Below are 24855 nucleotides of genomic sequence, written 5' to 3' on the forward strand. Positions count from 1 at the left end.
AGGTGTTCTCTTGCGCTCGAACCGTGTGGTTGCTTACGTGGCCAAGTCAGTAAACGTTTACAAGAACGTTTACTGGGACACTATCACCCACGACGCGACCGACGCAAGCATCTCGTCTCCTATACCGCGAACTGACGCCTCGTAACCCGCATCCAGCGCATCGCGACGCCCACAACAAGGAGCAGAGTCGACAGGGCGGCCCACCGTGCCACGTCAACCCCAGAAACGACCAGAGCGCCAACCGTTGATGCCGGTCTAACCACCGCCGACCCGGCCGCGGCCGCATCTGCCGGGGCGATAACGGCCGGTATTACGACCGCATCAAAGCCGACCGAGGTGAGAAAAACATCTCCCGCCCCAGCGTTGACGGCGCCTGACACATTGCCGAAGGTCACGGCCTGAATCCACATCGATCCCCCGCCCGCAATGAAGAGATTCGCTTCGTCATAGTCGTCGGCGCCGTCCCTCTGGACGGAGCCCAGCTGTGTCCGGTCAACAATGCTGCCGTTGGGTCGAGTGTGATGATGAACACATCGGTGCCCCCCGCCGCCGGTCCGCTGCTGAGGCGCCCGTTAGTGTGGCCGACGACCAGGAGCCGCCCCGCATCGTCTATCGTTATCGCGGCACCACGGTCATCGCCTGAAGAGCCGTCCTGCGTTGTCCATTCGACGGTACCGTCGGTATCGAGCGCAGTCACAAAAAACGTCAGATTCCCCAGCCGAGGGGCCCTCCAACGCCCCCTGTGTGAGGCCCGTCGCAGCGACACCGAATGCAGTCATGACGAGTCCTGAGACCTGGTCGTTCTGCCCCGTGCCAAACTGGTCGAGCCACATTCGCCGCCCGTCGCTATCGAATTTTGCGACCCAGGCGTCGTATCCTCCGGCGCTCGCTGCTCCGGACATGGCGGCTCCCGCTGTGCCGCCGACGTAGACGCCGCCGTCTGCCGAAGCGGCCACCGCGATGCCCTTGTCTTCGCCGGAGCTCCCGACCTGCTGGGCCCAGACGACGCTTCCGCTCGCGTCAACGCGAACAACGATGGCGTCCTTGTCGCCGGCATTGGCGAAACTCCCGCTGGACGGAGAATCCAGAACGCCCGAGGTTTATCCCGTCACAAACGCTCCCCCAGCTCCATCGGACGCGACGGCGTAGAGGCGGTCCGGTGCCGACTCGGATCCGAGCGTCGTGCGCCAGATTTCTCGGCCGTTGACGTCCAGCTTCACCAGCAGACCGTCGTCATTTTCGCCTGCATCGTGTCCTTGGCGCATGAAGCCAGCGACGATCACAGCGCCATCTTCAGCGTCCACGATGCCGTAGGCGCGTTCATTCAAGCCCGACGCGATGGGGGTGAGCCACACTTGGTCTCCGTTCGCATCCAGTTTCTGCACGACAATGTCCAACCCACCTTGTGCGTTCAGGCCGAGCATGGCGTCTGCTGCGTTGAGCGCTTGGATTACGCTGCCATCGCGGCGTCCCAGAACGCCTCCGGCGCGGTCGTCGCCGACCGAGCCGAACTGCAGCCCGTCGAATGCGGGCGGTGCCTAGGTGCGTAAATGCGTGGCGATGTCGACGACGCCCTCTCGGAAACCTCTTTTCCACACTCCCCAGTCGTGGCCACCGTTGTAGACGCGAAGCTCGGCAGTGATGCCGGCGACCCGTTTTGCCTGGGTGTACAGTGTGGCCGCCTCGTGGTCGAGGTCATGGATAGCATCCTCCGGCAGAGGATTTGCGTACTCGTCGTCACCAACAGCAATGAACAGGTGTACTGGCAACGCCGGATCGAAGTCTGACAACGTTGCCGGATAGTTCAGCGATTGATACCGGTCCTCGTCATAGAGGGAGGCGCCAACGCCGTAGGCTCCAAATTCCCTGGTCGAGGAGTCCACCGGCGTCGATGGGACGTACACCGCGGGGCTCAAGATGATTCCAGCCGAAAACAGGTCTTGATGGGCAGTGGCAAATCGTAAGGCGCCAGCACCTCCCATGGAGTAGCCGCAGACTGCGCGGGCGGCCCTGTCCGGTATGGTGAGAAACTTCGAGTCGATGTGTTCAAGGAGATCACCGGTGAACGCCGTTTCGACGGCCACTCCGGGAGTCGAACCCCCGGCGGCGCCGGTGTACTGCGAGTCAACGTAATAGCTTCCACCGTTGCTCCACGGCGCCTCGGGCATGATGATGACCATCGGCGGGATGCTTCCTGCCGCCGTCAATTCATCTATATCCCCGATCTCTTGTTGCCAGGCCGCCTGTGTATCACCACGCCCGTGTAACAGATATAGCGAGGGGTACCGGGTCGTACCGTTGGCGTCGTATCCGGCGGGCAGATAGACCGTGTAGTCGATCGTCCCCCCGACGGAGGAACTAACCAGCGAACCGGCAAGCAGCCGCCCATTCGCGCCCTGCGCGGTTCCGCCCGTCGCTATCACTGATGCCGTGATCAGACCCGAAGTCACGAGCAGGCCCATTGTATTTTTCCACTCCATTGTGGTTCCCCTTCACCGATCCAACGCAGGTTGCCTCGCGATCCTTGGCGATGCGACCTACCCCGATTAGAACGATCGGGGCCGTGTTCACATGACGTTGCCTGCTGGACTACGCGAACAATCCTGAGAAAACGTTTACGATAACGTTTACAGCACTGTAGCCACGCGCGGCAGCAATGGGCAAGCATCGGTTACCCAGCGAAAACGAATCCGTCTGGGATAACTGGGCAATAACCAGATGGGATTCACCCAGAGCAGAGGCTCAGGGCAACCTGCTGCACTTGCACCCTCGGTCGGAGGCCCCTCGAACCCACGCTGGTCATTCACCGTGTGGAACGGGCAAAGAATTGCAGTCGAAGCAGGCACAGACGGTCGCTGTCGCTGCTAAGTCGCTTTCTGTGTCAACTCAACCAATATGAGTGTGCAATCCGCTGGATTCGATCACTTTCTCGTGCACTTCGCACATGGAGTGAGGACGGCCAGGCGATTAGCGTGATCCCCACATCATCTCCGGCTTCCAGAAGGATAATCATGGCTCACACTGCACATGCCGACGATTTCGCCCTGTCCCGTGTCACCCCCAGTGCTCAGAAACCTTGGTTCGGCATCGCAGTTCAACGATTCGGTCAAGTCTCCGCGCTCTCACAGTTCCTCTTGGGCGCCACCCTCGGCTACAGCATGACGTTCGCCAATGCGGCTCTTGCTCTCGTCCTCGGCTCGATCATCCTCGAGGTGATCATGTGTGTCGTCGGCATCATCGGGCAGAAGGAGGGATTGAACACGGCACTTCTCGCGCGCTGGACGGGCTTCGGTGAGATCGGCGCGTCCCTTGTCGGGCTCGCGATCGGCATCAGCCTTATTGGTTGGTTTGGCATCCAGAGCGCCATCTCCGCGGAGTCGCTGGACGTGCTTATGCCCGGTGTCATGCCGGCCTGGGGGTGGAGCCTCATCTTCGGACTCGCCGTCACGGCGATCGTTGCATTCGGTTTCAAGGGAATGCAAATGCTCGCCAACATCACCGTGCCGCTCTTCCTTATCCTCGTGGGCTGGTCGGTTATTAGCGAGCTCAGCAATCATTCCTTGATCAGCCTCGTCACGTCACCCGCCCCCGGGCCGACAATGAGCGTATGGACCGGTACCGGCATCGTCGCAGGTGGCCTCATCGTGGGCGCCATCATCACAGCCGACATGACCCGGTTCAACCGGTCACGGGCCGACGTTATCAAGCAGACGGTTGTGGGCGTCAGCCTCGGAGAATTCGTGATCGGGCTCGCGGGCGTACTGCTCGCTCACGCGGCTGCCTCCGGCAACATCGTCGCGATCGTCACATCCTCGATCGGATTCGTTGGCCTCATCATCGTCATCACCGGCACGCTCAAGATCAACGACTGGAACCTCTATTCATCGAGCCTCGGACTGATTAACTTTATTTCGACAACGTTCAACAAGAATCTGAACCGGGTCACAATCACCGTCGTATTGGGCGTCGTCGGATCGATCCTCGCCGCCGCGGGCATCCTGTCGCAGTTCACAGGCTTCCTCATCATCCTGGGCGTCGCGTTCCCGCCGATCGCAGGCATCATGGTGGCTGAGTACTTCGTCGTGAAGAAGTGGCGCGGCGATCTCGACGCAACCCGCGAGGCGGGAACGCTGCCGACGTCGGCGCCGCGAATCGTACCGGCGACAATCATCATTTGGGTCCTCTCCGCCGGGATCGGCTACTTCGTGACGTGGGGCATCCCGCCAATTCTCGCGCTGCTCACATCCATGGTGCTCTACATCATCGCGGGCAAGCTCGGCTGGGTTCGTGGCGTCGGCTCCGTCCTGACAATCCAGGCGCAACAGCTTGTCCCCGAGCTCACGCGCTAATCACTCCAAACGAAAGCGACACCATACTCACATGCACATCGGCATCGACGTTGGCGGAACAAACACCGACGCAGTTCTCATGGACGGCACGCGCACCCTCGTTGGCGTGAAGCACTCCACAACTCCGGATGTCACGGACGGTATCGTCCGGGCTCTCGAAAATCTCCGCGCTGGTCACCACTTCGAGGGGAACCAGATCGACGCTGTGATGATTGGCACAACACATTTCATCAACGCACTCGTTCAGGCCAAGGGACTCGCACCGACCGCAGCACTCCGACTTGGTCTACCCGCAACAAAGGCCCTACCGCCCCTCGTTGACTGGCCTCAGGCGCTCATCGCCGCACTCGACGCCCGCAGCTACCTCGCACACGGCGGTTATGAATTCGATGGCCGGCCGATCTCGCCGCTTGACCCTGCTGAGCTGAGGGAACATGCAGCAGATATGAAGGCCCACGGCATCCGTTCGGTTGCGATCTCTGCCGTGTTCAGCCCGGTCAACCACGATCTTGAGGTCCAGGCCGCTGCGATCATTGCAGAGGAAATGGGCCCAGACGTTGCTATTTCGCTCTCCCACGAGATCGGCCGTATTGGCCTGCTCGAACGCGAGAATGCGACGATCATCAATGCTGCGCTACGTGAGTTGGCGGCAGAAATCATCGATGGCCTTTCTGCCGCGGTGCGGAAGCAGGGCATCGAAGCGCCGATCTTCCTCAGCCAGAACGATGGCACCCTGATGGACGAGGACTACGTGCGTCTTTACCCAGTGGCGACGTTCGCCTCGGGACCAACCAACTCGATGCGAGGGGCCGCCCTCACGAGTGGGCTGGAATCCTGCGCCGTCGTTGACGTGGGAGGCACCACGACAGATATCGGTCTGCTTATCAATGGCTTCCCGCGCGAAACTGCAAATGAAGTCAAGGTCGCGGGTATCCGAACCAACTTCAGGATGCCTGACGTGCTCTCGCTCGCAATTGGCGGTGGAAGCATCGTCGATACCGAAACCGGCGAGGTCGGGCCGGAGTCGGTCGGTTACAAACTCACCACCGAAGCACTCGTATTCGGTGGCTCAACACTCACCGCCACCGACATCGCCGTGGCAGCCGGACGCGCCGATATCGGCGACCCTTCCAAGGTCGCTCACCTCGAGCCAGCGCTCGTGCAGCGAGTGCTCAACCGCATCACGGACCGCATCACCGAGGCCGTCGATCGTATGCGCACGTCCCCCGAGCCCATCCCTGTTGTCGCAGTGGGCGGCGGTTCCATCCTGCTGCCAGACGAATTACCGCTATTCGGTGCCGTGCACCTCCCCGAGAACTACGCCGTCGCAAACGCGATCGGCGCATCCATCGCACAGGTCGGCGGCGAAATCGACAAGGTCTACACGATCGAACCTGGACGGCGCGAGGAAACTCTCGCCGAGGTACGCGCCGAAGCCGTCGACAAGGCCATTTCCGCCGGCGCTGCGCCACAGACAGTTGTAATCGTCGACTTCGACGAAGTGCCGATCCCCTATCTACCCGGCAACGCCACGCGCATCCGAGCCAAGGCCGTCGGCGACCTTGATATGGGAAGCACACGATGAGCTGGGCGATCACTCCAACGGAGATCACGGACCTCGCCCGCGGCGCCGCAGTGCTCGGCACTGGCGGTGGCGGCGACCCCTACATCGGTGCACTCCTCGCAACCGCGGCCCTACGAAAATTCGGCGACGTTACCGTCGTCACTCTCGATGAGCTACCCTCCGACGCAGTCGTGCTCACCGTTGCGATGATGGGAGCACCAACCGTAATGGTCGAAAAGCTTCCGAGTCTCGACGAGGTCATCTCGCCCGTACTCGCTCTCGGCACGCACCTCGGCCGCCCGGTCACGCACATCGCCTGCGCTGAGATCGGAGGCGTGAACTCCACGATCCCGATCGCAGCGGCGGCGGCGCTCGGACTCCCGCTTCTCGACGCCGACGGTATGGGCCGGGCTTTTCCGGAACTTCAGATGGTCCTTCCGACCCTGTACGGAATCAACGCGTCACCGCTCGCCTTCAGCGACGAGAAAGGAAACGTTGGCGTGCTCCAGACCGTCAGCAACAACTGGACCGAGCGCATTGCCCGCGTCGCCTGCGTGGAGATGGGCTGCTCGGTCATGATCTCCGGCTTCCCGATGTCCGGCGACCAAGCTCGCGAATCGCTAGTACCCGGCTCACTCACGCAGTGCGTCGAAATCGGTCGCGAAATCACGGCCGCCCGCGACGAGAAAACAGACCCGGTCGCGCGAATCGTCGGTCTGCTCCGTGGCCGCGAGCTCTTCGCCGGCAAGGTCGTCGATGTTCAGCGCAACACCACCTCCGGATTCGCTCGTGGTCGCGCCCGCATTGAAGGAACCGACACCGCACTCACCCTGTCGTTTCAGAACGAGCACCTCATCGCCGAAATCGACGGGCGCACGCTGGTCACAACACCAGACCTCATCATGGTGGTCGAGCATGACTCAGGTGAGCCGATCACGACGGAAGGTTTGCGTTACGGTCAGCGAGTGCGAGTGATCAGCGCCCCCAGCGACCCACGCTGGCACTCGGCCGAGGCACTCGCCATGGTAGGTCCCGGCTACTTCGGCTATGACGTGCCCCCGCACCGCTTCGACGGCACCATCACGACTGTCGAGGCAATGGCATGAGCTGGCAACTAACGGCCGCAGACCTTCCCGACCTCGCGCGCGGCGCGACACTCCTCGGAACGGGCGGAGGCGGCGATCCCTACATCGGCCTAATGCTCGTCAAACAGGTACTCGGTGACCGCTCGATCACAATCCTCGACCCCGATGAAATCGCCGACGACCTCTTCGTCATACCGACTGCCCAGATGGGCGCTCCGACGGTGATGATCGAGAAGATCCCGGCCGGAACAGAACCCACGCTCGCTCTACGCACCTTGGAAGAACACATCGGCAGGACAGCGGATGCGACAATGCCAATCGAATGCGGTGGAATCAACTCGATGATCCCGCTCATCGTCGCCGCCGAGACAGGGCTTCCAGTCGTTGACGCAGACGGAATGGGCCGCGCGTTCCCTGAACTTTCGATGGAGACTTTTGCCGTATACGGTGTTCACGGTTCACCCCTGGCCCTCGCCGGTGAGCGCGGTGAACGAGTAATCATCGACACGGGCGACGACGACCGACAGATGGAATGGCTCGCTCGCGGCATCACGATCCGTCTCGGTGGCGTTGGCCACATCGCCGAGTATGCGATGAGCGGAGCCGACGTAAAGCGCACCGCGGTTCCACGAACTTTATCGATGGCGCTCAATCTTGGCCGCGCCATCCGTTTGGCCCGTGAGGAACACCGCTCGCCCTTCGACGCTATCGCTGAGACGCTAGCACCGACGCTGTACTCGAACATGAGGGAGCTTTTCGTAGGCAAAGTCACCGACGTCGATCGTCGCACCACCGACGGCTTTGCCAAGGGGCGGGCGGTGATCTCGGCGCTTGATCAGGCAAATCCAGAGACGCTTGAAATCTCTTTCCAGAACGAGAATCTCATCGCGCGGCGCGGTGGTGAAGTTGTGGCGATCGTCCCCGATCTCATCTGCGTCGTCGACCATGAGTCCGCCGAGCCAATCACGACCGAGGGGCTCCGCTACGGCCAGCGAGTTCGAGTTCTCGGAATCTCCACACCCGAAATGATGCGCACGCCAGAAGCACTCGCCGCGTTCGGACCGACGGCATTCGGCCTCACCGACCCTTTCGTGCCGGTGGAGTCGCGCGCCTAAGCTTGGCGGATGGTGAGAATTCTCGAGCGTGCGCAGTTGCCTGCGATTGCCCGCGGGTTCTCACTGCTCGGTTCGGGCGGCGGCGGAACCACGACGATCCTGGAACTCGCCCTGGCGGATACTTCTGCCTGGCCCATCACCCTCTATGACCTCGCCGATCTCGACCCGGCGCTACCGTGTCTCGGCGCCGCGTTCGTAGGTTCGACGATGCTCCTCGGCGAGCGCCTGCCAGGTGAGGCCCCTTTTGCACCACTCATCTACGCAGCCGAACGGTGGCTCGGTGAACGCATACCCGTTGTTTGTTCGCTCGAGGGCGGTGGACTCAACGGCCTCACCTCACTCCTGTTCGCCAGTAAACACAGGGTGGTCGACGCCGACCTCACCGGCCGCGCGGTACCTGATCTCGACCAGATGTCACTTCTCGTGGACCGGGTGCCGGGTGTCTTCGCGACGTGCGACACCGGCGTGGGCGGGGTGCTGCTCGTGCAGACTGATCGCCCAATCGATCTTGAGCGAGTGATTCGCTCTGCCGTTATTCAAGCAGGTGGCGCCGGTGGCGCCGTTTTCGCGGGATTCACTGTCGGTGACCTCGCTGAGCATGCCATCCATGGCAGCATCGCCCGGGCCCTTCACCTCGGTACAGCGTTCGAAGCCGCTGCAGACGCGCCCCTATCAGAGCTGGCCGAGGTACTCGGTGGTCGGGTGCTTGGGCAGGGTCGAATCATGGCGATCGACTTGGATGCCAACGATCCGCACGTGAGCGCGGTTCTGGTCGATGGAGAGGCTGGCGAGATACACCGCATCATCACCCGCTCCGAGTCGCTCGCATTCATGACCGACGGTCTGCTTCAAGCATCCACGCCGACGATCATCGTGGTGCTCGACGCGATCTCACGCGACATCCTGCAGGTGACCGACCTCAGTATCGCCCGAAATATCTCCATCATTGGGCTACCCGGGCCCGAGTGGTGGTCCGGCACTGCGGAGCGGATGCGACACGTGATGCCATCGGCCTACGGACTGGCTGAACTGAACGGTGGCGTATGAACGGACAACTATGGCTCAGCGCCCTTCTCGCGCATCCTTCGAATGGCGGCCTCAGAATCGTCGCGGGCCCGGACGACACGGAGCTGACCGATGTCGTCATCGAAGCGACAGAGTCCGAGCTGCCGGTAGAGGGTGAGGGGCAACTGGCCGTTCTGACGACCCCACCTCCGGGCACTCCGTGGCAGCAGGATGCCTTGATCCGGCGAACGTCCGACCGTGGCTTTCGTGCCCTCGCCGTGCAGCAAGCCAACGGGTTCGGTACCGGTACTCGCGCCCTCGCTGCGCGCCTCAGCCTCACCCTGCTTCAGGTTGACAGGCCAATGGTGCTCGCCAAGGCGTGTTGGCACCTGCTTGAGGCTCACGACGCCCTCACCCTCAGCTATGTACGCAAGGTCGCGCAGTCCATCGAACACCATGTCGAGGCCCTGCCCGACCTCCTGCGACACCTGTCGTCAAGCGTGGGCCACGGTATCGCACTCATCGACTCTGAGACGGTGCTGCTCGAGGCCGGCGGAAACCTCGACCCGTCGGTGCACACTGCCATCGATTTTGTCCCGTGGCTGGACCTAACGCGCGTGCAGGGTGGCGGCACCGCGGCATCCGTGCGCGTAGACAGTCCCAGTCGCGAGGGTCTACGCATCGCCTTCTTCGGTGATGGCCTCAGCGACCCTCAGCTCCGTGCCCTTGCTGTCGCCGCCGAGGTAGCCATGCCAGCCGTCGCGGCGCGCATCCTCATCGATGAAGTAGCCGAACTGAGCGACACTTCGGTCTCTTCGGCCTTGCTAAGTGACTTTCTCGACCTCAGCGGAACCCCCGACCGCGATGCCGAGCGCCGCATGTTGGAACGCGGTTGGAGCACAACCGGCTATCACCTCGCGTTTCGCATCATCGGGCGGACCCGGCTCGACACTCTCCAGCTGCTACGCTTCGTCACTCGAAACCTCGGCACAGTTGCTTCTCATGCACATGCCACCACGAGCGGCCGCGGTGTCAGCGGCTGGCATACTTTCACGGAAATGCCGACGCCGCAGCAGGTCGAGACCCACATCGCCGCACTCCGTGAATTGCACGTTGGTGCTCGTCGCCTGTTCAACGTTGCGACCGGTGTCGGCTCGATGGAAAACGGACCACATGGTCTCGCAGCTTCGTTGAGCGAAGCAGCCGATGCCGCCCGCATTGCGGTCAACCGATCCGCGACGGGGTGGTTCGTGCGCGTGGATGGACTCGGGCTTGAACAGCTACTCCTCGCCTGGACACGCAACGACACATTCGTGCCCGCGGCAGAATCACTCCTCGCGCCGCTGCGGGAGAGCAGCGACGAACTGCTGTCCACGCTGTCGGCCTACCTTGACAACGAGTCCAAGATCGCCGCGACAGCCACGGCGCTGGGTCTCCATCGCAACACCGTATCGACTCGCGTTCAAAGGGTTCAGGAGTTGCTCGGTGTGGACATGGCAGACCCCGAGGCGCGGCTGGCGCTCCATTTGGCGTGCCGCGCAGTGCAAACCTGAATCTTCGAGGCCGCCAGCTCATCTCCCGTTCGAGACGATCGGGAGGCTAAACCCACTTATTGGCTGGACCTAATGGTGAAGTGCTATCCCAGTGGCGGTAGGTGAGTGCGATCTACTGCTCTGCCTTGGCCGGACCTGAAAACCACACCAGACCGAAGCGTCGCGACGCGGGCAGCACTATGGGCATCTTCGATCGTCAGCAGGCCCGTGGGCACGCGCTCGACGACTTCCTGCATTGCAAGCTGAACCACCAGCTTCTCGACTGACGCACGCGGTTTACCGCGTTGCACCCTCGCCTGGTTCTCCATCGTCGAGGCGACGACGTATCGGCCCCTATAGCGGTGCACCTCCGCTATGACGCCCTTTACGAGTCCGTCGAACTGCCGCTGCCGCTCCTCGCGTCGGACCCCGGCTTTCGTAGCTCGCACGGCCGCAGCGACGTCGCGGCTGGTCAGGAAGTCGACCCGACGCATCCGCTCGGCGACGATCTCGACAGCTCGGGCATAGACGATGTCCTCCACCGACACCGGCGGCAGCCCGACGCGCTCGCGTGACGACACGTAGGCCTCGGCGAACTCGCGCATGCGAGCACCGTTCTTGAGCATCTGCTCGGTGAGCGACTCGGCGAACACCGTGAACTGCCGCAGGTGCTCGGGCCGCGACGGATCATTGAAATAGGAGTAAGCCTCACGCTCGTTCGCCCGACGCTCAGCCGCGGTCGCGACGTGAGTGCGCTTCGGCGGGAGCCCGGCCCGACTCAGGCTGCGCTTGAGGCGTCTTGCCGCAGCGTTGGCCTCCAGCTCCGACCGGTAGATCTCCGGATCACTGCGACGGTTGCGCTGCAGCTCGGCCCGGCGCTCCTTGTTGCGCTCGGCCCACTGCCGAGTGATCTGCTTCGTGCGCTCCGGGTCCACATCCCGCCTGGCCGCGGCCCGGGCATTCACCTCAGCGCGATGAGCCTCGTAGTAGCGGTTGTAGTACTCGCGCACCTTCTCACGATTCTCCGCCACCCACCGCTGCTGATACTCCCGCCGACGCTCCGGATGCTCCACCCGCCACCGCTTCGCCCGCTCCCTCCCCCGCGACCGCACCTCGGCCTCACGATGTCGGCGAGCCGCGGCGCGACGCATCGAATCCCGATTGAGCTCACGGGCCCGGTCGAGGTGTTGCGAACGCCAGAGCCGATTCATATCGCGGATCCGATCGCGGTTCGCCGCGACATACTGCTGCCGCTTCTCCGCCTCATCAACAAACGGATGCTCCGTCCGCGACTTCTGCGCCGCGGCACCTTCCTCGGATGGGTCGTTCATAATCGCGGCTACGCAGCAGGCGCCGGAGCCAGCTCGATGACCAGCGCAAGGAGTTCCGAGCGATGCGCCGTCGGATTCGTGATCACACGCCCGATCGCGACGTGGAGGCGGCCGGCGTCCTCGTCGGCGATCCCGGCGACGGGCTCCAGGCAGTATGCGATGTCGTTCTGCAGGTTGGGTCCGTCATCGTCGATGGCGACCTCCGGATAGTAAAACAGCGCGGCGAGCGCGGTGCGGCTGAGCAGGTCATCGAACTGCTCCTGCGGAATCGTCATAGTGAAGCCTCCTGAGGCAGACGTGTGTGAGCCAATCATGCCGTTATCAAGAGGTACGCCGGCCCAGACGTGCCGTTAGCCGTGCCTCGAAAGGAGTATGGGCTCGTTGAAATGCTCGACGCCGTCGGCGAGCAGCGTCCTGATCGTGCGACGGCGTGCCACGGCTTCACGAACGCGTACCGCCATCAACTTCACAAGGCTGATCGGCCCGACCAGAAGAAGCTTCAGAGTGTTCCAGAGACACAGAATCACGAGCAGGTTTAGCCAACCGGGCCCGCCGGCGTCGACCTGCGCTCGGCAGAAGAGAGCAGAAAACGCATAGGGTCCGGCGAGCAGCATCGCCGGCACGCCCCACTTCAGCCCCCGCCGCGTGTTGATCGCGTCGATCACGATGGCGGTCGGCATGAACCGGCGCAAGAAGAAGTAGCTGCGGTCCGTGGCGGCCAATACAAGTTCGAACATGGCGCGGCCTTTCAGCTGTTCGGCAACAAGAACCTGAAGGACTGAAAGTCATGCCGTCGCAACGAGCGGCAGCGCGCTATAGAGATTGCCTACCACCACTGTAGAACTGGATGCCCGCAGGTGAAAGTGCCTCGCAAATTCAGAGCGGATGCTCCCCCGCGCGTCCCTGATCGGTGCAAGGGGAGACGCCCCACCTACTTTAAGATGAAAATTCCGTTGAGAGTCTCAGACCGGGACGATTTGCCGGGGGCGGCGTACGCTGACGTACCAGACGGAATCACGCGAAGAGTCGCCAAGGTGCCACTCCGAGAATCGACGTATGAGCGGAAGGCCAGTTCTCCCGCCGCGCATATCCGCGGTCGTCATGCCTGCAGCCTGATTTGGTCGATCTGGATAGTCCGGTGCATAAATCGGCAGAGGAAAGCTCGAGCGAGCGTCACTCGTCGCTAGGGGATTCAGAGCCAGCTTCCCTCCTCATAACCGCGCGACCCGGATTCCTAAGACTTTCGAGAAGCAACCCTGGTCCTAGCAGGGGGTGGCCAATGCTCGTGTGTTCCGGGGCGACCGCCATGAAAACTGGCGTAACGCTTTCTAAATCTTCAGCCATGATGACCCCTATCTAAAATGTCGTGAAGAAGTTAACGATTTGTAGTCCAGCAACAGACGTTGCTGCGAAAACAAACGAAATCAAACCAACGATTGACCAAAAGCGCTGAACACGGAGTGGGACCTTCTGGCTCTTGTAATCCGCGACGATACCGGTCGCTATCGCATGCTTTAGTTGTACGGCAGAGTTTCCCCGCGCAGTGTGAAGGACTCTCTCGGGCTCCATTGCCATACCTGTTGCCGGAAACATAACCCTCGCGCCGGCCAAGGCTGCAATTATGAAACCAGCAATAGGCAGGAGGAACCAAATACTGTCGTCAGAATTTGCAGTCAGCGTCGCAGCCACACCGGACGCACCCACGAGGACCGATGCACGCGAATACATGCTCGTGATGATCGACGATTGCACACCCCGAAGGCGTCGTATCTCTTCAATGGCCACGTCGAGAGTTGACTCGAAATATTTGACTTCTGGTTCAGCAACAACAATAGAATCCCCCATGTGGTCGATTCTAGCGATCAAAACGATTCACAGAATCAAGCGTTTATTCACCGAAGCGACGAGACTGCCAACGGTCCCGAAAAGGCGCTGCTCTGCAGCGCCTCAACCAAGCTCTTCAGGCGTCCCTTCAAATGTTGCTTTCGAATCCAAAGCCAGTGGAGGGACAACCGCAGCGCCTTGAGGTGATAACTACCTGGGCATTTTGATCGCCGCTAACCTAGTGCCGACTCTCAAACGTCTCAAGTTCCTTCGTGTGTAGTTGTACCTCCGCAAAGTCTGCCAGGTCTTCCCAGAGTCTGCTTTTTGCCGGGCAAGGAAATCTGACATTGTGCCGGACGTAGCGGTGATAGCCCAACAAGACAGCTGCATAGAACGCGAACGGGACGACGGCGCTTCGTTCCTCCGTGCTGAGCGTTCTAGATTCGTCATACCCCCCCAGCAGTAGCTCAAGTTTTTGCCGATCGAGAGCTCCATCGGTTCGACACATCGCGACGACTGTGACTCCAAGATCGATTACCAAGATATCGCGCGACGCAGTCTCCCAGTCGAGCACGGTAACGTCCCCGCTTTCATCCCAGAGGAGATTGTCGAGGAAGAGGTCGCCATGGACGAGCCCCACGGGCAGATTCTGACTTGCCTCCACGATTCCGGCGGCCCGCTGAAGCAAGGACTGTAGGCGTGTCGGCGCGCTGGCCCCAAGGAGGTCCTGCCACTTGGTCGGTATTCGTCTCCCAAATTCCGGGACCCAAGAAGGTGTAGCGACCAGGTGAATTAAACCCAAAGCAGCGCCAACGGCCCCGAGTTGAAGGTCCGACAAATGCTCCACGTGCCTGCCCGAGACGAAAGGCTTCACGCAGATAAGCTTGGCCCCTACCGAAACGATATTGTCACCGTTGCGGGCCGACAGGAGTGGCGGGGTGCGCACGGCACCACTAACAAGGCGAGTAACGTTTGCTAGCCGAAGCGCAGTAGTAGGCGAGTGATTGTCCATAATCGTCACAACGACTATTTGACGGCTCTGTTTGTTGTCAACGATATCTAGGCGGAACGACGAATTAGCAGCTCCGCCTGGAAGCGCTTGGACACTTTGGACCGCCCAGCCGAAATCTACTTCGAGCTCGGATATGTCGGAATGTTCAAGTATCGAGTAGTCAGCCATTTATTCTCCTCGTTTCAACGACGCCTCGCCACCGCGCGAGCACTTCGTCATCGGCCCACTCGGTTGCAGGAGCGGAATTCGTGGTTTTATTTCCAGTCTCGGCGGCGGTGCACGAGTTTAGTATTTCGACTAAATACTGAAATTGGCCTTGCTCGGCAATCTCGCTCAGAAGGCGAAAATGTTTCTGGTACACCACGGTCTCGCGCAAGCCGCTAATCAAACAGGCAGCAAAATGCGAGTAGGCAACGATTGAACTATGCCGGAGCAATTTTGCTTCGCCCGCAATATCCCCGAGCTCAGAAATCGCGTTAGGGACATGGCGCCAATCCGAGCCCAGAACGAGTGCGAGTCGCGCTTGTAGCGTGGAAAAACTGACGGAAGCGATTTTGAGTGACTTACTACTATCTTCCGCCCAATTGCGCGCCCGCACAGGATCGACAAATGAGATGGCGAAGGCGGCCCCCGCGAAACATGTGCCCTGCTCCCCGACGTCGCCGCGCGCCATGCTCGCTTCAGCCGCCTGCAGGTAGCTGGTGGCGGATTCTTCGAAGCTCGCCTGCGCCCACGAGATGTCCGCGAATAAGCGATCGTAGTGCGGCAGTATGTCGCGGTTCAATCGAAGGAGCTGGGCAGCCGTTCCGAACCTGCCTTCTCTGCGGAGTAGGTGAATCTCAGCATGAATGGCCCGTGGCGCGAGTCCCGAACCTTTGGATCGCAACTGGTTGATCAATTCTCTCGATCCGTCGAGATCACCAGTGTCTCGAAGGCACTCGACCAAGAAATATCGGAGTACGTCAAGCTCTGGCGCATCAGGATGACTTGCAAGGACTCTACGGAGGTCGTTCGCCACTTCATCCCGCGCGCGATTCTGACGGGTCATAACCAAGCCGATCCCGACAGCAAGCGCCTGCACCCACGTATCCGCGACTCCCTCGACACAGAGAACCTCGACCGACCAGTCCGAAGGCCACCCAGATGCGCGAGTGATGGTGTGAGCAATAATCACGAGTCTTTGATCCGCGAGGCCGAAGGTTGCCGCAGTAGCAAAAATTGTCCTGGCAATCAATCGCTGCTTCGAAGAGAGGTCCTCTTTATCGAACCTATGGATCAACTCGTCAAGGCCCCTTACTGCCCCACGATTCCAGTCTTTCGCCGTCCATTGGTCTTCGCCCAAGTGCAGAGCCGAAAGGAATGTCTGGCGTAAATTGTCGTGGACTCCGTACGGAAAGAGTGCGTTTCCATTGGTCGCGACGAGCGCCTTCTGAGTGATGGCTATGACAGGGCCACCGTTGGGGAGCGCAGATGCTGCCTGAGCTAAATCCACGTCGAAACAGTCGAAGATGCACGCACCCAGAAGCGCCCGTCGCTCAAGAGAAGACAGATCTTTAAAGATTCGAACCGCTAAGTCTGGCAGGGATGCGGTGAGATCGTTCTCGTTTACGGACCGTTGCCCCGAGATTTGTGCGACTCGCTGTACTAGTAGGTCAAGATGGAGCGGTAGTCCACCGGAAGCATCGACTGCTGCAACCAGCAAAGCTTCGTCAAGTGGATCCGGGAGTGCGCGATGCAGAAATGACCTACAGTCAGCCGGAGAGATGAATCCGACCCGATGCTGCCGAGGATCCGATATCGCGCCCTCGGCCAGACCCGGCCAGACAGCGGGGCCAAACCGAGGCATCCTTGAGCTCTCCTCTGCCCAACATATGCGATTCCTGGACGCCACCACGAATAAGACGTTGGGCATGAGCCATGCGACCTCGTTTACGCGCTTTTCTAGGTCCTGCGACGTCGATTCAAACGTGTCGATGAAGACGACCATCGGCATCGACGTTTTCCTCTGAATGACCGCAAGGTCCCAAGACAGTCCGTACGCTGCAAGCGAGAGCCGCTCTCTGCCCTCGCCAATACTGACAAGTAGGTCGGGAAGTATTTCACATGCGCGCAGTGCGTTGTTAGAAAGGGCTCTATTCCACCCCGAACGGGTCAGAGTCGAGACTACATTTACGATCATGGCAACGGGCATTGCTGCCGGTATAAGTACACCGAGAGCTTCTTGGAGCCCCGATTGAACGACTGAAGAAAGCCCCACTCGTCTCGACAGACTTTGCATCCATCCGGAAGATGCTAAGAAGGCATCGAGGTCTTGCTCTGGATGAAAAGTCGCCCAGTACTTCGACAGCAGAAGGTCGAAAGCCGCGAACTTCTTCCCAGATTCCCCACCGGAAATTCGAAAAGCAAGAAGCATCTCCTCTAAGTTCGCCTCGTCCATATCTACAGACACTGTCCAGAATTCTTCGCTAGAAAATACGGGACGAGGCCAGTGCCCCACGTCGTCACCGCCCGGCGGCGCCGTCAGGCGAAGCCGAAGCCTGCGAAGAAGTGTCGTCTTCCCAATTCCACCCAGCCCATAATAGGCAAGGACATTTCGGCGCGGTCGGGCTCGATCTGTGATGTCCCACTCGCCATTGTGGAGACTCCGAAGATCATTCAAGTATGCGGAGACGGACTTGTCGAAAGCTTCCTGCTCTGTGAGACGATCCGTGAACAGGTCAATGGCTGTCACATTTGACGTAGAGAAAAGTGTCTCGAAACTCAACGCTGCCCCCAGATGATAGTCCCGGACAAACGCGCGCTTGCCCCCACGCCTATATTAGCCAGCCCCGTTAATCTTCCAGGCTCGCAAACGGGGCGCGACGCCGCCCCGACGTGCTGCAAATGTCAAAGTGTGTGCTCCTGCCGGGTTGATCGTGCACAGACACTGGGTCTGGGAGCAGTGTATGAATGGTCTTCCGCGAGCCGTTGGGCGGCTTCAAGCGCAGCACGACCGCGACTGGCATCGAGCTTCTGCACCGACGACTCCGGTACCGCACCGAGCGGCTTCGCGCCAACGATGCCGTAGCGGTCCCGGTAAGCCGCGACCGTGCATCCGTTCTGGTGCCATGCGGTGGCGGCCGACCCCTGTGGGGTGGCGCCAAGGGCTCGAGTCCACGGCTCCCCCGCGAGCAGCGCCTGGTCGAGCACTGCGGCCGCTCGCGACTCGATCAGGTCGGCGCGCTCGACCAACGCCTGGTGCATGGCAGTCTTCATCGGCCCGAGCGCACGCGGAATCAGCCCGGCGACGAGCCGCGGAGAACGGCGAGTGCGACCCGCCCCGGTATCCCGCGAGACGACCGCCGCGACTCTTGATTGCACCACTGCCGCGATGTCCTGCGCATCCTCGAACCCACGAGCCGCGACCACCCGCAGCAGCAGGCTCGCGATGTCGAAGTGGTGGGCCTCGGCCCGCCGCAGCTCAGCGGTCAACGGACCGAAGGCATCAGAATTGACCACATGCAAAGCCTGACCAGGCGACAGACCACTCGCCCGCACCAACGCAACCCACCGGTCGTGCTGCGCGGCCGCCGCGAGGGTCTCGTACTCCGCCGCGAGTTGCGCCACCGATCCCCACGCATCCTGCTCGGCCGTCAGAGTCTCGTGCGCCGACAGCTCGGCGCCGATGTGCTGCAAAATGCCACCGAGGATGCTGCGCGCCGTCACGTCCGCCGCGTCACCCGGCCGCGGCCCCACGTGGGCAACATCGGGCCGGTCGACACCGACGTAGGCGGTGTTCGCCTCGCGACCCCGCGTCATCGCCACGTACAGGTTCTCGCGCGGCATGCTCGGCGCGACCACGACGTGGGCGGTGTCGGTCGTGATTCCCTGCGCCCGGTGCGACGTGACCGCGTAGCCCAGCTCGACGTGCTCAGCGACGTACGAAGCGGGCAGCACCACAGTGCTCCCCCACCGCCGACCGAGCCGTCGTACCTCGACCGAACCGTTCCGGTGCACGCCAATCACGGCCCACCGGTCGCCGTTGCGCACCCAGCTGCGCGACGCATACAGCCGCCGGTCGTTCCGGCGGGTGATGACCGTGTCACCGACGGCGGCGCGGGTTCCGTCGTGCAGGGCGACCTCGTGCCGCGCGTCGACCCGACCCTCCAGAATCAGTTCGGTGCGAGCGCGCACGTTCAGCGCCGCGACGGCCTCGTTCGAGTCGCTGATCAGCACGGTCGTTTTGCCCGAGCGGATGTCCGCCCGCCACGCCTCGTAAGCGGCATCCGCCATCGCCTCGGTGCTGCCATCTCGCAGGCGGTCGTGCACGGCGTACACGTCGATCGACTCGGGGTGGCCCTGGCGCAGCCCGAGGGAGGCCGTCTTCTCCCACTCGTGCACGAAGCGGTGCACGTCGATGAGTTCGGGCGCATCCGCTCGATCGTGCACGAGCAGCGAGAACGCACCGCCCGCCTCGACCGATTGCAATTGCGCGTAGTCGCCGACCAGCAGCACCTTCGCGCTGGCCGAGGCAGCCAGCGCGGTCACCCGATCCAGCGGCATCGTGCCCGCGAGCGAGGCCTCGTCGATGATCACGAGCTGGCCAGCCCGAAACGACGAACTCTGGTCAATATGGGTCTGCCACCACTTCGCCAAGTTCTCGGTCGCGATACCGAGATCCGTCGCCAGTACTGTCGCCGCGGCAGCCGAGGGAGCAAGCCCGACGACTGAGCCCAAACCGCGTTCTGATTCCCAAGCCCGCCGAAGCGCGTTCATCGCCGTCGTCTTGCCCGCGCCAGCCGGCCCCACGAGCACATCGATGACACGGCCCGAACCAGCAACCGAGGAAAGCGCCGCGAGCTGGTCATCGGCAAGGCGGCCGCCACCCGGCAACCGAGAATCAGCAGCCGACCCGAGCGTCACCCGTGGTGCGGTCAAAAGCGCGGCTCGCTCGAGCAGCCGAGACTCCGCGTCCAGCAATTCGGTCGACGTGAACACGACGGAATGCTTCGGCCGAAACACCGACGTCCCGTCATCCCGCTGAAACTCCACAGGGCTCACGGCGAGCTCTGGCGGCGTGAGGCGCAGGGACGCGCGCTCGGCAGCATCCACTATGAGGCCGATGACGGCTTCCCGATCGGATGCCGACGCGAACCGGTACAGCATCGTTTGGCGGGCTGCCTCGGCGGTGAGATTCCAGTGCCGCCAGGTGGCGCGCTTCTCACTGACGGCCGTCATCACACTCACCCCGAGCGCATCCAGAGCCTCGCGCGGCAGGTCCTCCGCACGCAGCAACACCGGAGACGACCCAGCGACCGTCAACACTTCATGCCCGAGCACCCGAGAAGCGCGCTCTTGCCACGCCGCCGTGAGATCCGCCAGCGAGTGCACCTGCTTCGCCGGCCGCGTGGCGAGCGTGGCCTGCGCCCGCAGCTTCATGATCGTCACCGGCCTCGGACGCCGCCCATGACTGGCCACGTAGGCCTCGATCAACCGGTCCGCTTTGACATCAATATGCCGCGCCCGGGTCGAGAATTCCGCGACGAGCGCCTCAGGCACGCCGGTCAGAGCCCAGGCTGGGTGGCGATCTCGCCCTCGCTCGCGCTGCTGCCACTGCACGCCGAGCGATCGCGTGAGCTCATCGGCAAACAGACTCTCGTGCAGTTCGGAGAGCGCCACCACGGCCTCGTGCATCGGCCGGCCGTCGAGCGAGCGCCACTTGCCGTCGAGCACGGTCTGCACCTTATTGCTGATCACCACGTGCGTGTGCAGGTGCGGGTCGCCGGCCCGGCTGTCGAAATGATCGAACGCCGTCGCGATCAGGCCGGTCACGTCCACCTGCGCCACCGCGCCGCCCTGCGCGGTCGTACCGGTGCGCGTCGCCGCGACCTCACGCTCCATGTACGCCAGCACCTCGGCCACCGCCGCATGGTGGGCCGCCGCGATTCGCTCCTGTGTGGCTGCGTCGCCCACACCCCAGAGGATGCTCGCCGACTTCGGAATCGAAAACGTGAAGTCATAGCCGGCGACGGCGCGACGCCGCTTCGCGTCCGGTTGTTCCACAGCGGATGCGGCGGCCCGATCGGTCGGTCCACCGCCGTCGGCGCGTGGCCGGTCCAGGTCGAGTCCGTCGGCGGTGCGATACACCGGGTACGCGCGCCCGAGGGGTTCACCAGTGACCGGGTCGCGGCCCAACCCGATGAGCAGTTGCAGCTGTGCCTCGGTGACGACGTCGCCTTCGACCATGAGCCCGTCGCCAAGGTCGCGGAGGCCACCGCCCATCCAGCGACCCGGCGGCGTGCCTTCCTCGGTGTAGTAGCGCGTCAGCGGAGTCGACAGCAGTCGTTTGCCGTCACCAGCGGCGACCGTGCGTAGCAGGTACTTGTACCCGTCGCCGGCACTCATCACCCGCATGGATACGGTCACCGCGCCCACCTTCACCGTCACAAGGGAGGTGCGCAGTGATCCACAAGGAGTTCGATTGGCGCGTCCACGTCACAGCGATCCTCATAGAACAGGGTGATTAGTGACCCTTGCGAGCGCATTCAGGGCATCGTGGCCCAACGGGCCCTGGACGTGGCTGAAGGGGTGCCGCCTTGTTCTATTGAAGCTTGCCAGCGGTTGGCAGATGGGGCGGCCGCGCTACTACGAAGGTAAACACAGATAGCCTCATATTGCCTGGGGGCGTACTCCTCCCAGCATTTAGACGGGGGCTTGGAATGGCAACTTTGGATTCACGTTTGGCTCTTACCGACATCGCCCTGGTCAAGACGATAAGCCTCTTTAAAGGCTCACATAACCTTTCCAATGACCCAGACCGAACCGAAATCGAAAAACTGGCCGCCGTGCGGAGGGATGTCGCCGATGTCATGAATGCTAAGAACTTGGCATTTCTTTTTGGTTCTGGCTGCTCATCCTCGCGCGACGAAAATGGCACCGAGGTCGGGATTCCGACCATGCAACCCCTGGCTCGAGATTTCTTGAGCGCAACCGACGGCAAGTTTAGAGTGACGAAAACGGACCGTGCCCGACTCAAGTCCGCGCTTGGCCTTGACCTAGATGACCCTAAATTCGCCAACAATTTGGAGGCCTTGATGGAGGTACTCTACGGCTACCAATTCGCCCTTCGGACGTCGAAAAGATCCGCATTGCAGAACATTCTCAGCACCGTGGAGAAGGTTATCGGGCTTGTCAAGGGCTACGTCTTGGACAGGTGCACTAATGGGCCATTCACCCGGCATGATCGGACTGTTCTCGATACCTACCAGCAGTTCTACCGACGGCTGGTGCAACGTGATCGAGCGTTAGCGCGACCTTGGGTTTTTACGCTTAACTATGACCTGTTCAACGAAACAGCGATGGACCGCTTGGGCATTCCCTACATCAATGGGTTCATGGGTTCAGTAGAACGTCGCTTCAACCCGGCCGTATTCAGGTATTCGCTTTCGCAGCAGCTTGACATTTCTAGCCGAAAGTGGAGTTCGGTTGACAGTCTCGTGTACTTCGCGAAATTGCATGGCTCCGTCAGCTGGGAATCAAGGGAAGACGGCCTGTTCCCGGTCGTAGAGACCTCCCCTGAACTGATTCAAAAGGAACACCTACTTATATATCCCACTCCTGCGAAGCAGAACGCGAGCTTCGCTGCGCCCTACTCCGATATGTTCAGGGAGTTTCAGACACGAGTCGCCCGCGACCAGAGTGTCCTCATCACTGTCGGGTACAGCTTCAGCGATGAGCACGTGAACAACATCATCTTTCAAGCGTTGACGATCCCAACGTTTCGGCTAGTGGCATTTGTGGACCCCGACGCCAACACCATGATCACAAAGCTTCGGGCCCTCAATGATCCGCGAATCTGGATTATAGGCACAGAAGAACCGAAAGCTGTATGGCAGGGCCATTTTTTCGCCAACTTTGTCGATGAATTCATGTCTGCCGAAGGCCCAGATGCTTCTGACGAGGCGGTCGAGCGAGTCCTCAGTCGGCTTCTAGCACGTCCGACCGTTCCGGAAGCTGCGAATGAGTAGGGCCGATCATCGTCGGGCCTTGGGCAAAGTTGTTGCCGTGTCTGCCAATGACTTCACTGTCGAGCTGAGTTCTACTGCGGATAGCTTCACTCTCGTAGGATTTGACGGGCAACATTACGTGGCGCGTATTGGGTCTTTTGTCCTCATCCCCTTGCAGACTGAGTACGTGGTTGCCGAAGTCGTGGGCCTTCGAGAACGGGAGCTTTCGTCAGGCGAGCAGTTGCAAACCGATATCCATGACGCTCAATCTTTGCGAGCCATCAAGTTTCTGGATGTCGTTCCGCTGGGTTCGTTGCCCTTTCGGCCCAACGAGCCCTTTCGGTTCGGTGTTTCCATCTACCCACCTTTGTACTCCGACGTCCTCTATACGCAGACTGAAGACCTCGACCGCATCTTGGAAGTCAGCGGGGCTGAAGAAGAAACCGAAGACGGGGGGACACCAATTCCAACGCGCCTGAGAGCATTCGACATAGGTACCTCGGTAGTTTTCGACAACTACAAGGTGAAGGTGAAAATCGATGAATTCTTTGGTGGCCATAGTGCGATTCTTGGCAACACTGGCAGCGGCAAGTCGTGCACGGTAGCGGCTATCGTCCAGTCTGTTTTCGAGAAGCAATCAGCGAATCCAGCCCAAGGCGCCTCATTCATTTTCTTCGACACAAACGGCGAATACAGGCAGGCCTTCGCGAAGCTCCCCGCACCCATCGGTCGCCTATACGCATCCGTTCCAGGATACGACGATCATTTGCCAGATCCCGTCCCGATCGACGGCCAAGAAATCGCAATGAGGTTCCGTTTACCACACTGGTTCATGTCGTCCGATGAGTGGGAAATGCTACTTCGGGCCAGCGACAGAACGCAACGACCCATCCTCCGAACCGCCCTCGGACTGACAAGCCTCTTCGCCGCAGCAGACCCCGACCTCGCCGTGCTCAAGAATCACATCCTGGCGTCCGCCATCCTTGCCATTCTCGCCAGCTCGGAAAGCCCAACGGCAAGTCTCGGCCGGATCCAGGGACTTATGTCCTCGTTCAGCACTGACAAGCTGTCGCGGAAAACGTTGGCAGTTCCAATGCAATTCAACTACGGCAATTTCGTGCGCCCACAAGACTTACCGGACACACTTCAACCCTTTCTCCAGGACGAGGTGGAAATGCCCGACTATCGGAATCTCCCCTTCAAGTTCGAGTTACTCGGGAAGGCGCTCGACCTCGCGATTCTCTATGAAGAGTCTCATGGGAACCGCCACATTCGCGATTACACCTCATCTCTAGTAACCCGCTTCAAATCGATCGCAAGCCGCAAGGAGTTCCAGTTCCTTAGACCGGACCCCAGCACTTTGGCGGTTCATGAACGCAATCCAAGCGCATTTGTTGAAATACTTGTCGGGCTCCAGGCGAAAGAAACGGGCTCGGGCTACGACAAAAGAACCCAGATCACCGTGCTGGACATGAATGAAGTTGAGGACGAAATAGTGGAAGTGGTGGCTGCCGTCGTCACCCGCCTTGTATTTGAACGTCTCAGGCGATCAGCCAGCCGGAATGCTCTTCCGGTGAATCTAGTCTTGGAGGAAGCCCATCGATATGTCTCCGACACGCCCACGGACTTCGCCATGAACGCCGCCAAGATCTTCGAGAGGGTCGCAAAAGAGGGTCGCAAATACGGCCTCTTTATAACGCTGGCCTCGCAGCGGCCGAGTGAACTGTCCAAAACTGTGCTGTCTCAGTGCTCGAATTTTGTCGTACACAGGATTCAAAACCCTGAAGACCTTCAGCATGTCCGCAGAATGACTCCGTTCATCTCCGACGCGGTCCTCAGTCGCCTTCCGTCCCTGCCAAAACAACACGCACTAATCTTCGGCAACTCAGTCAGTGTGCCGACAACTTTCAAAGTTCGTGATGCTGCCCCGACTCCGCGAAGTGACGACGCGAAAATCCGACACTTGTGGTTCGTGGACGATGCCTCCGTGAACGACTTGTAGACCGTTCAACGACCATGACGAGATCGCATCCAACGCGATTCGTCATCTTCA

The 24855-nt window shown here is 61.0% G+C and carries 18 protein-coding genes; 8 read left to right on the plus strand and 10 right to left on the minus strand.

Annotated elements, in window-relative coordinates:
* Positions 1-119: 119 nt before the first annotated feature.
* From E3T46_RS00920 to E3T46_RS00935, 3 genes are all read right to left on the minus strand, one after another.
* Positions 120-395: a hypothetical protein gene (locus E3T46_RS00920; RefSeq protein ID WP_134577108.1), complete on the minus strand. Its 276-nt coding sequence runs from the start codon at positions 393-395 to the stop codon at positions 120-122.
* Between the two features lie 705 nt (positions 396-1100).
* Entirely contained in the window at positions 1101-1424 is a 324-nt protein-coding gene (locus E3T46_RS00930) for a hypothetical protein (RefSeq protein ID WP_134577109.1), read from the minus strand.
* 114 nt (positions 1425-1538) lie between these two features.
* Positions 1539-2462, minus strand: a complete 924-nt coding sequence (locus E3T46_RS00935) for an alpha/beta hydrolase-fold protein (protein WP_166790142.1) — start codon at positions 2460-2462, stop codon at positions 1539-1541.
* A 549-nt stretch (positions 2463-3011) separates the two neighbouring features.
* On the opposite strand from E3T46_RS00935, the gene E3T46_RS00940 reads away from it, so the two are divergent.
* From E3T46_RS00940 to E3T46_RS00965, 6 genes are read left to right on the plus strand one after another with little or no spacing between them, the layout of a single operon-like run.
* Positions 3012-4349, plus strand: coding sequence for a cytosine permease (locus E3T46_RS00940; protein ID WP_134577111.1), 1338 nt, complete (start codon positions 3012-3014; stop codon positions 4347-4349).
* A gap of 31 nt (positions 4350-4380) precedes the next feature.
* Positions 4381-5934 carry a hydantoinase/oxoprolinase family protein gene (locus tag E3T46_RS00945; protein WP_134577112.1) on the plus strand — a complete coding sequence of 518 codons (1554 nt, stop codon included), beginning with the start codon at positions 4381-4383 and terminating at the stop codon, positions 5932-5934.
* On the plus strand, positions 5931-7019 hold the full coding sequence (locus E3T46_RS00950) for a DUF917 domain-containing protein (protein ID WP_134577113.1): 1089 nt from the start codon (positions 5931-5933) through the stop codon (positions 7017-7019). The genes E3T46_RS00945 and E3T46_RS00950 overlap by 4 nt, the downstream gene beginning before the upstream one ends.
* Positions 7016-8113, plus strand: a complete 1098-nt coding sequence (locus E3T46_RS00955) for a DUF917 domain-containing protein (RefSeq protein WP_134577114.1) — start codon at positions 7016-7018, stop codon at positions 8111-8113. Before E3T46_RS00950 ends, E3T46_RS00955 begins: the two co-directional genes overlap by 4 nt.
* 9 nt (positions 8114-8122) lie before the next feature.
* Positions 8123-9160: a DUF917 family protein gene (locus E3T46_RS00960; protein WP_174845359.1), complete on the plus strand. Its 1038-nt coding sequence runs from the start codon at positions 8123-8125 to the stop codon at positions 9158-9160.
* Positions 9157-10671, plus strand: coding sequence for a helix-turn-helix domain-containing protein (locus E3T46_RS00965; protein WP_134577115.1), 1515 nt, complete (start codon positions 9157-9159; stop codon positions 10669-10671). The genes E3T46_RS00960 and E3T46_RS00965 overlap by 4 nt, the downstream gene beginning before the upstream one ends.
* Positions 10672-10754: 83 nt before the next feature.
* On the opposite strand, the gene E3T46_RS00970 is transcribed toward E3T46_RS00965, so the two are convergent.
* The 7 genes from E3T46_RS00970 to mobF all read right to left on the minus strand — a co-directional run bounded on the left by E3T46_RS00970 (position 10755) and on the right by mobF (position 21210).
* Positions 10755-11981: a hypothetical protein gene (locus E3T46_RS00970; protein ID WP_134577116.1), complete on the minus strand. Its 1227-nt coding sequence runs from the start codon at positions 11979-11981 to the stop codon at positions 10755-10757.
* A gap of 8 nt (positions 11982-11989) precedes the next feature.
* On the minus strand, positions 11990-12256 hold the full coding sequence (locus E3T46_RS00975) for a hypothetical protein (protein ID WP_134577117.1): 267 nt from the start codon (positions 12254-12256) through the stop codon (positions 11990-11992).
* Between the two features lie 75 nt (positions 12257-12331).
* Positions 12332-12703 (minus strand): sulfate permease, encoded by a 372-nt coding sequence (locus E3T46_RS00980; RefSeq protein ID WP_174845360.1) that lies wholly within the window; start codon positions 12701-12703, stop codon positions 12332-12334.
* A gap of 634 nt (positions 12704-13337) precedes the next feature.
* The gene (locus tag E3T46_RS00985; RefSeq protein ID WP_134577118.1) at positions 13338-13826 is read right to left on the minus strand and encodes a hypothetical protein; all 489 of its coding nucleotides are present in this window, start codon (positions 13824-13826) and stop codon (positions 13338-13340) included.
* 217 nt (positions 13827-14043) lie between these two features.
* Positions 14044-14985, minus strand: a complete 942-nt coding sequence (locus E3T46_RS00990; protein WP_134577119.1) for a phosphotransferase — start codon at positions 14983-14985, stop codon at positions 14044-14046.
* Positions 14978-17266 (minus strand): hypothetical protein, encoded by a 2289-nt coding sequence (locus tag E3T46_RS00995; protein WP_134577120.1) that lies wholly within the window; start codon positions 17264-17266, stop codon positions 14978-14980. The genes E3T46_RS00990 and E3T46_RS00995 overlap by 8 nt, the downstream gene beginning before the upstream one ends.
* A gap of 437 nt (positions 17267-17703) precedes the next feature.
* Positions 17704-21210: a MobF family relaxase gene (gene mobF, locus E3T46_RS01000; RefSeq protein WP_134577207.1), complete on the minus strand. Its 3507-nt coding sequence runs from the start codon at positions 21208-21210 to the stop codon at positions 17704-17706.
* Between the two features lie 305 nt (positions 21211-21515).
* Here mobF and E3T46_RS01005 point away from each other — a divergent pair, with 305 nt between their 5' ends.
* Both E3T46_RS01005 and E3T46_RS01010 read left to right on the plus strand, forming a co-directional pair.
* Positions 21516-22823, plus strand: coding sequence for an SIR2 family protein (locus E3T46_RS01005; protein ID WP_134577121.1), 1308 nt, complete (start codon positions 21516-21518; stop codon positions 22821-22823).
* A 37-nt stretch (positions 22824-22860) separates the two neighbouring features.
* Positions 22861-24804 carry a DUF87 domain-containing protein gene (locus tag E3T46_RS01010; RefSeq protein ID WP_241980392.1) on the plus strand — a complete coding sequence of 648 codons (1944 nt, stop codon included), beginning with the start codon at positions 22861-22863 and terminating at the stop codon, positions 24802-24804.
* Positions 24805-24855: the final 51 nt, after the last annotated feature.

The organism is Cryobacterium sp. Hh11, assembly GCF_004404045.1.
Taxonomy (GTDB): domain Bacteria; phylum Actinomycetota; class Actinomycetes; order Actinomycetales; family Microbacteriaceae; genus Cryobacterium; species Cryobacterium levicorallinum.

What these genes read in the sequence shown, in the direction of transcription:
- E3T46_RS00930 (WP_134577109.1), bottom strand. Translation starts at nt 1,424, where the DNA reads ATGCTCGGCCTGAACGCACAAGGTGGGTTGGACATTGTCGTGCAGAAA.
- E3T46_RS00935 (WP_166790142.1), bottom strand. Translation starts at nt 2,462, where the DNA reads ATGGGCCTGCTCGTGACTTCGGGTCTGATCACGGCATCAGTGATAGCG.
- E3T46_RS00990 (WP_134577119.1), bottom strand. Translation starts at nt 14,985, where the DNA reads ATGGCTGACTACTCGATACTTGAACATTCCGACATATCCGAGCTCGAA.
- E3T46_RS01005 (WP_134577121.1), top strand. Translation starts at nt 21,516, where the DNA reads ATGGCAACTTTGGATTCACGTTTGGCTCTTACCGACATCGCCCTGGTC.
- E3T46_RS00940 (WP_134577111.1), top strand. Translation starts at nt 3,012, where the DNA reads ATGGCTCACACTGCACATGCCGACGATTTCGCCCTGTCCCGTGTCACC.
- E3T46_RS00965 (WP_134577115.1), top strand. Translation starts at nt 9,157, where the DNA reads ATGAACGGACAACTATGGCTCAGCGCCCTTCTCGCGCATCCTTCGAAT.
- E3T46_RS00985 (WP_134577118.1), bottom strand. Translation starts at nt 13,826, where the DNA reads ATGGGGGATTCTATTGTTGTTGCTGAACCAGAAGTCAAATATTTCGAG.
- mobF (WP_134577207.1), bottom strand. Translation starts at nt 21,210, where the DNA reads ATGCGGGTGATGAGTGCCGGCGACGGGTACAAGTACCTGCTACGCACG.
- E3T46_RS00970 (WP_134577116.1), bottom strand. Translation starts at nt 11,981, where the DNA reads ATGAACGACCCATCCGAGGAAGGTGCCGCGGCGCAGAAGTCGCGGACG.
- E3T46_RS00945 (WP_134577112.1), top strand. Translation starts at nt 4,381, where the DNA reads ATGCACATCGGCATCGACGTTGGCGGAACAAACACCGACGCAGTTCTC.
- E3T46_RS00955 (WP_134577114.1), top strand. Translation starts at nt 7,016, where the DNA reads ATGAGCTGGCAACTAACGGCCGCAGACCTTCCCGACCTCGCGCGCGGC.
- E3T46_RS00975 (WP_134577117.1), bottom strand. Translation starts at nt 12,256, where the DNA reads ATGACGATTCCGCAGGAGCAGTTCGATGACCTGCTCAGCCGCACCGCG.
- E3T46_RS00950 (WP_134577113.1), top strand. Translation starts at nt 5,931, where the DNA reads ATGAGCTGGGCGATCACTCCAACGGAGATCACGGACCTCGCCCGCGGC.
- E3T46_RS00960 (WP_174845359.1), top strand. Translation starts at nt 8,123, where the DNA reads ATGGTGAGAATTCTCGAGCGTGCGCAGTTGCCTGCGATTGCCCGCGGG.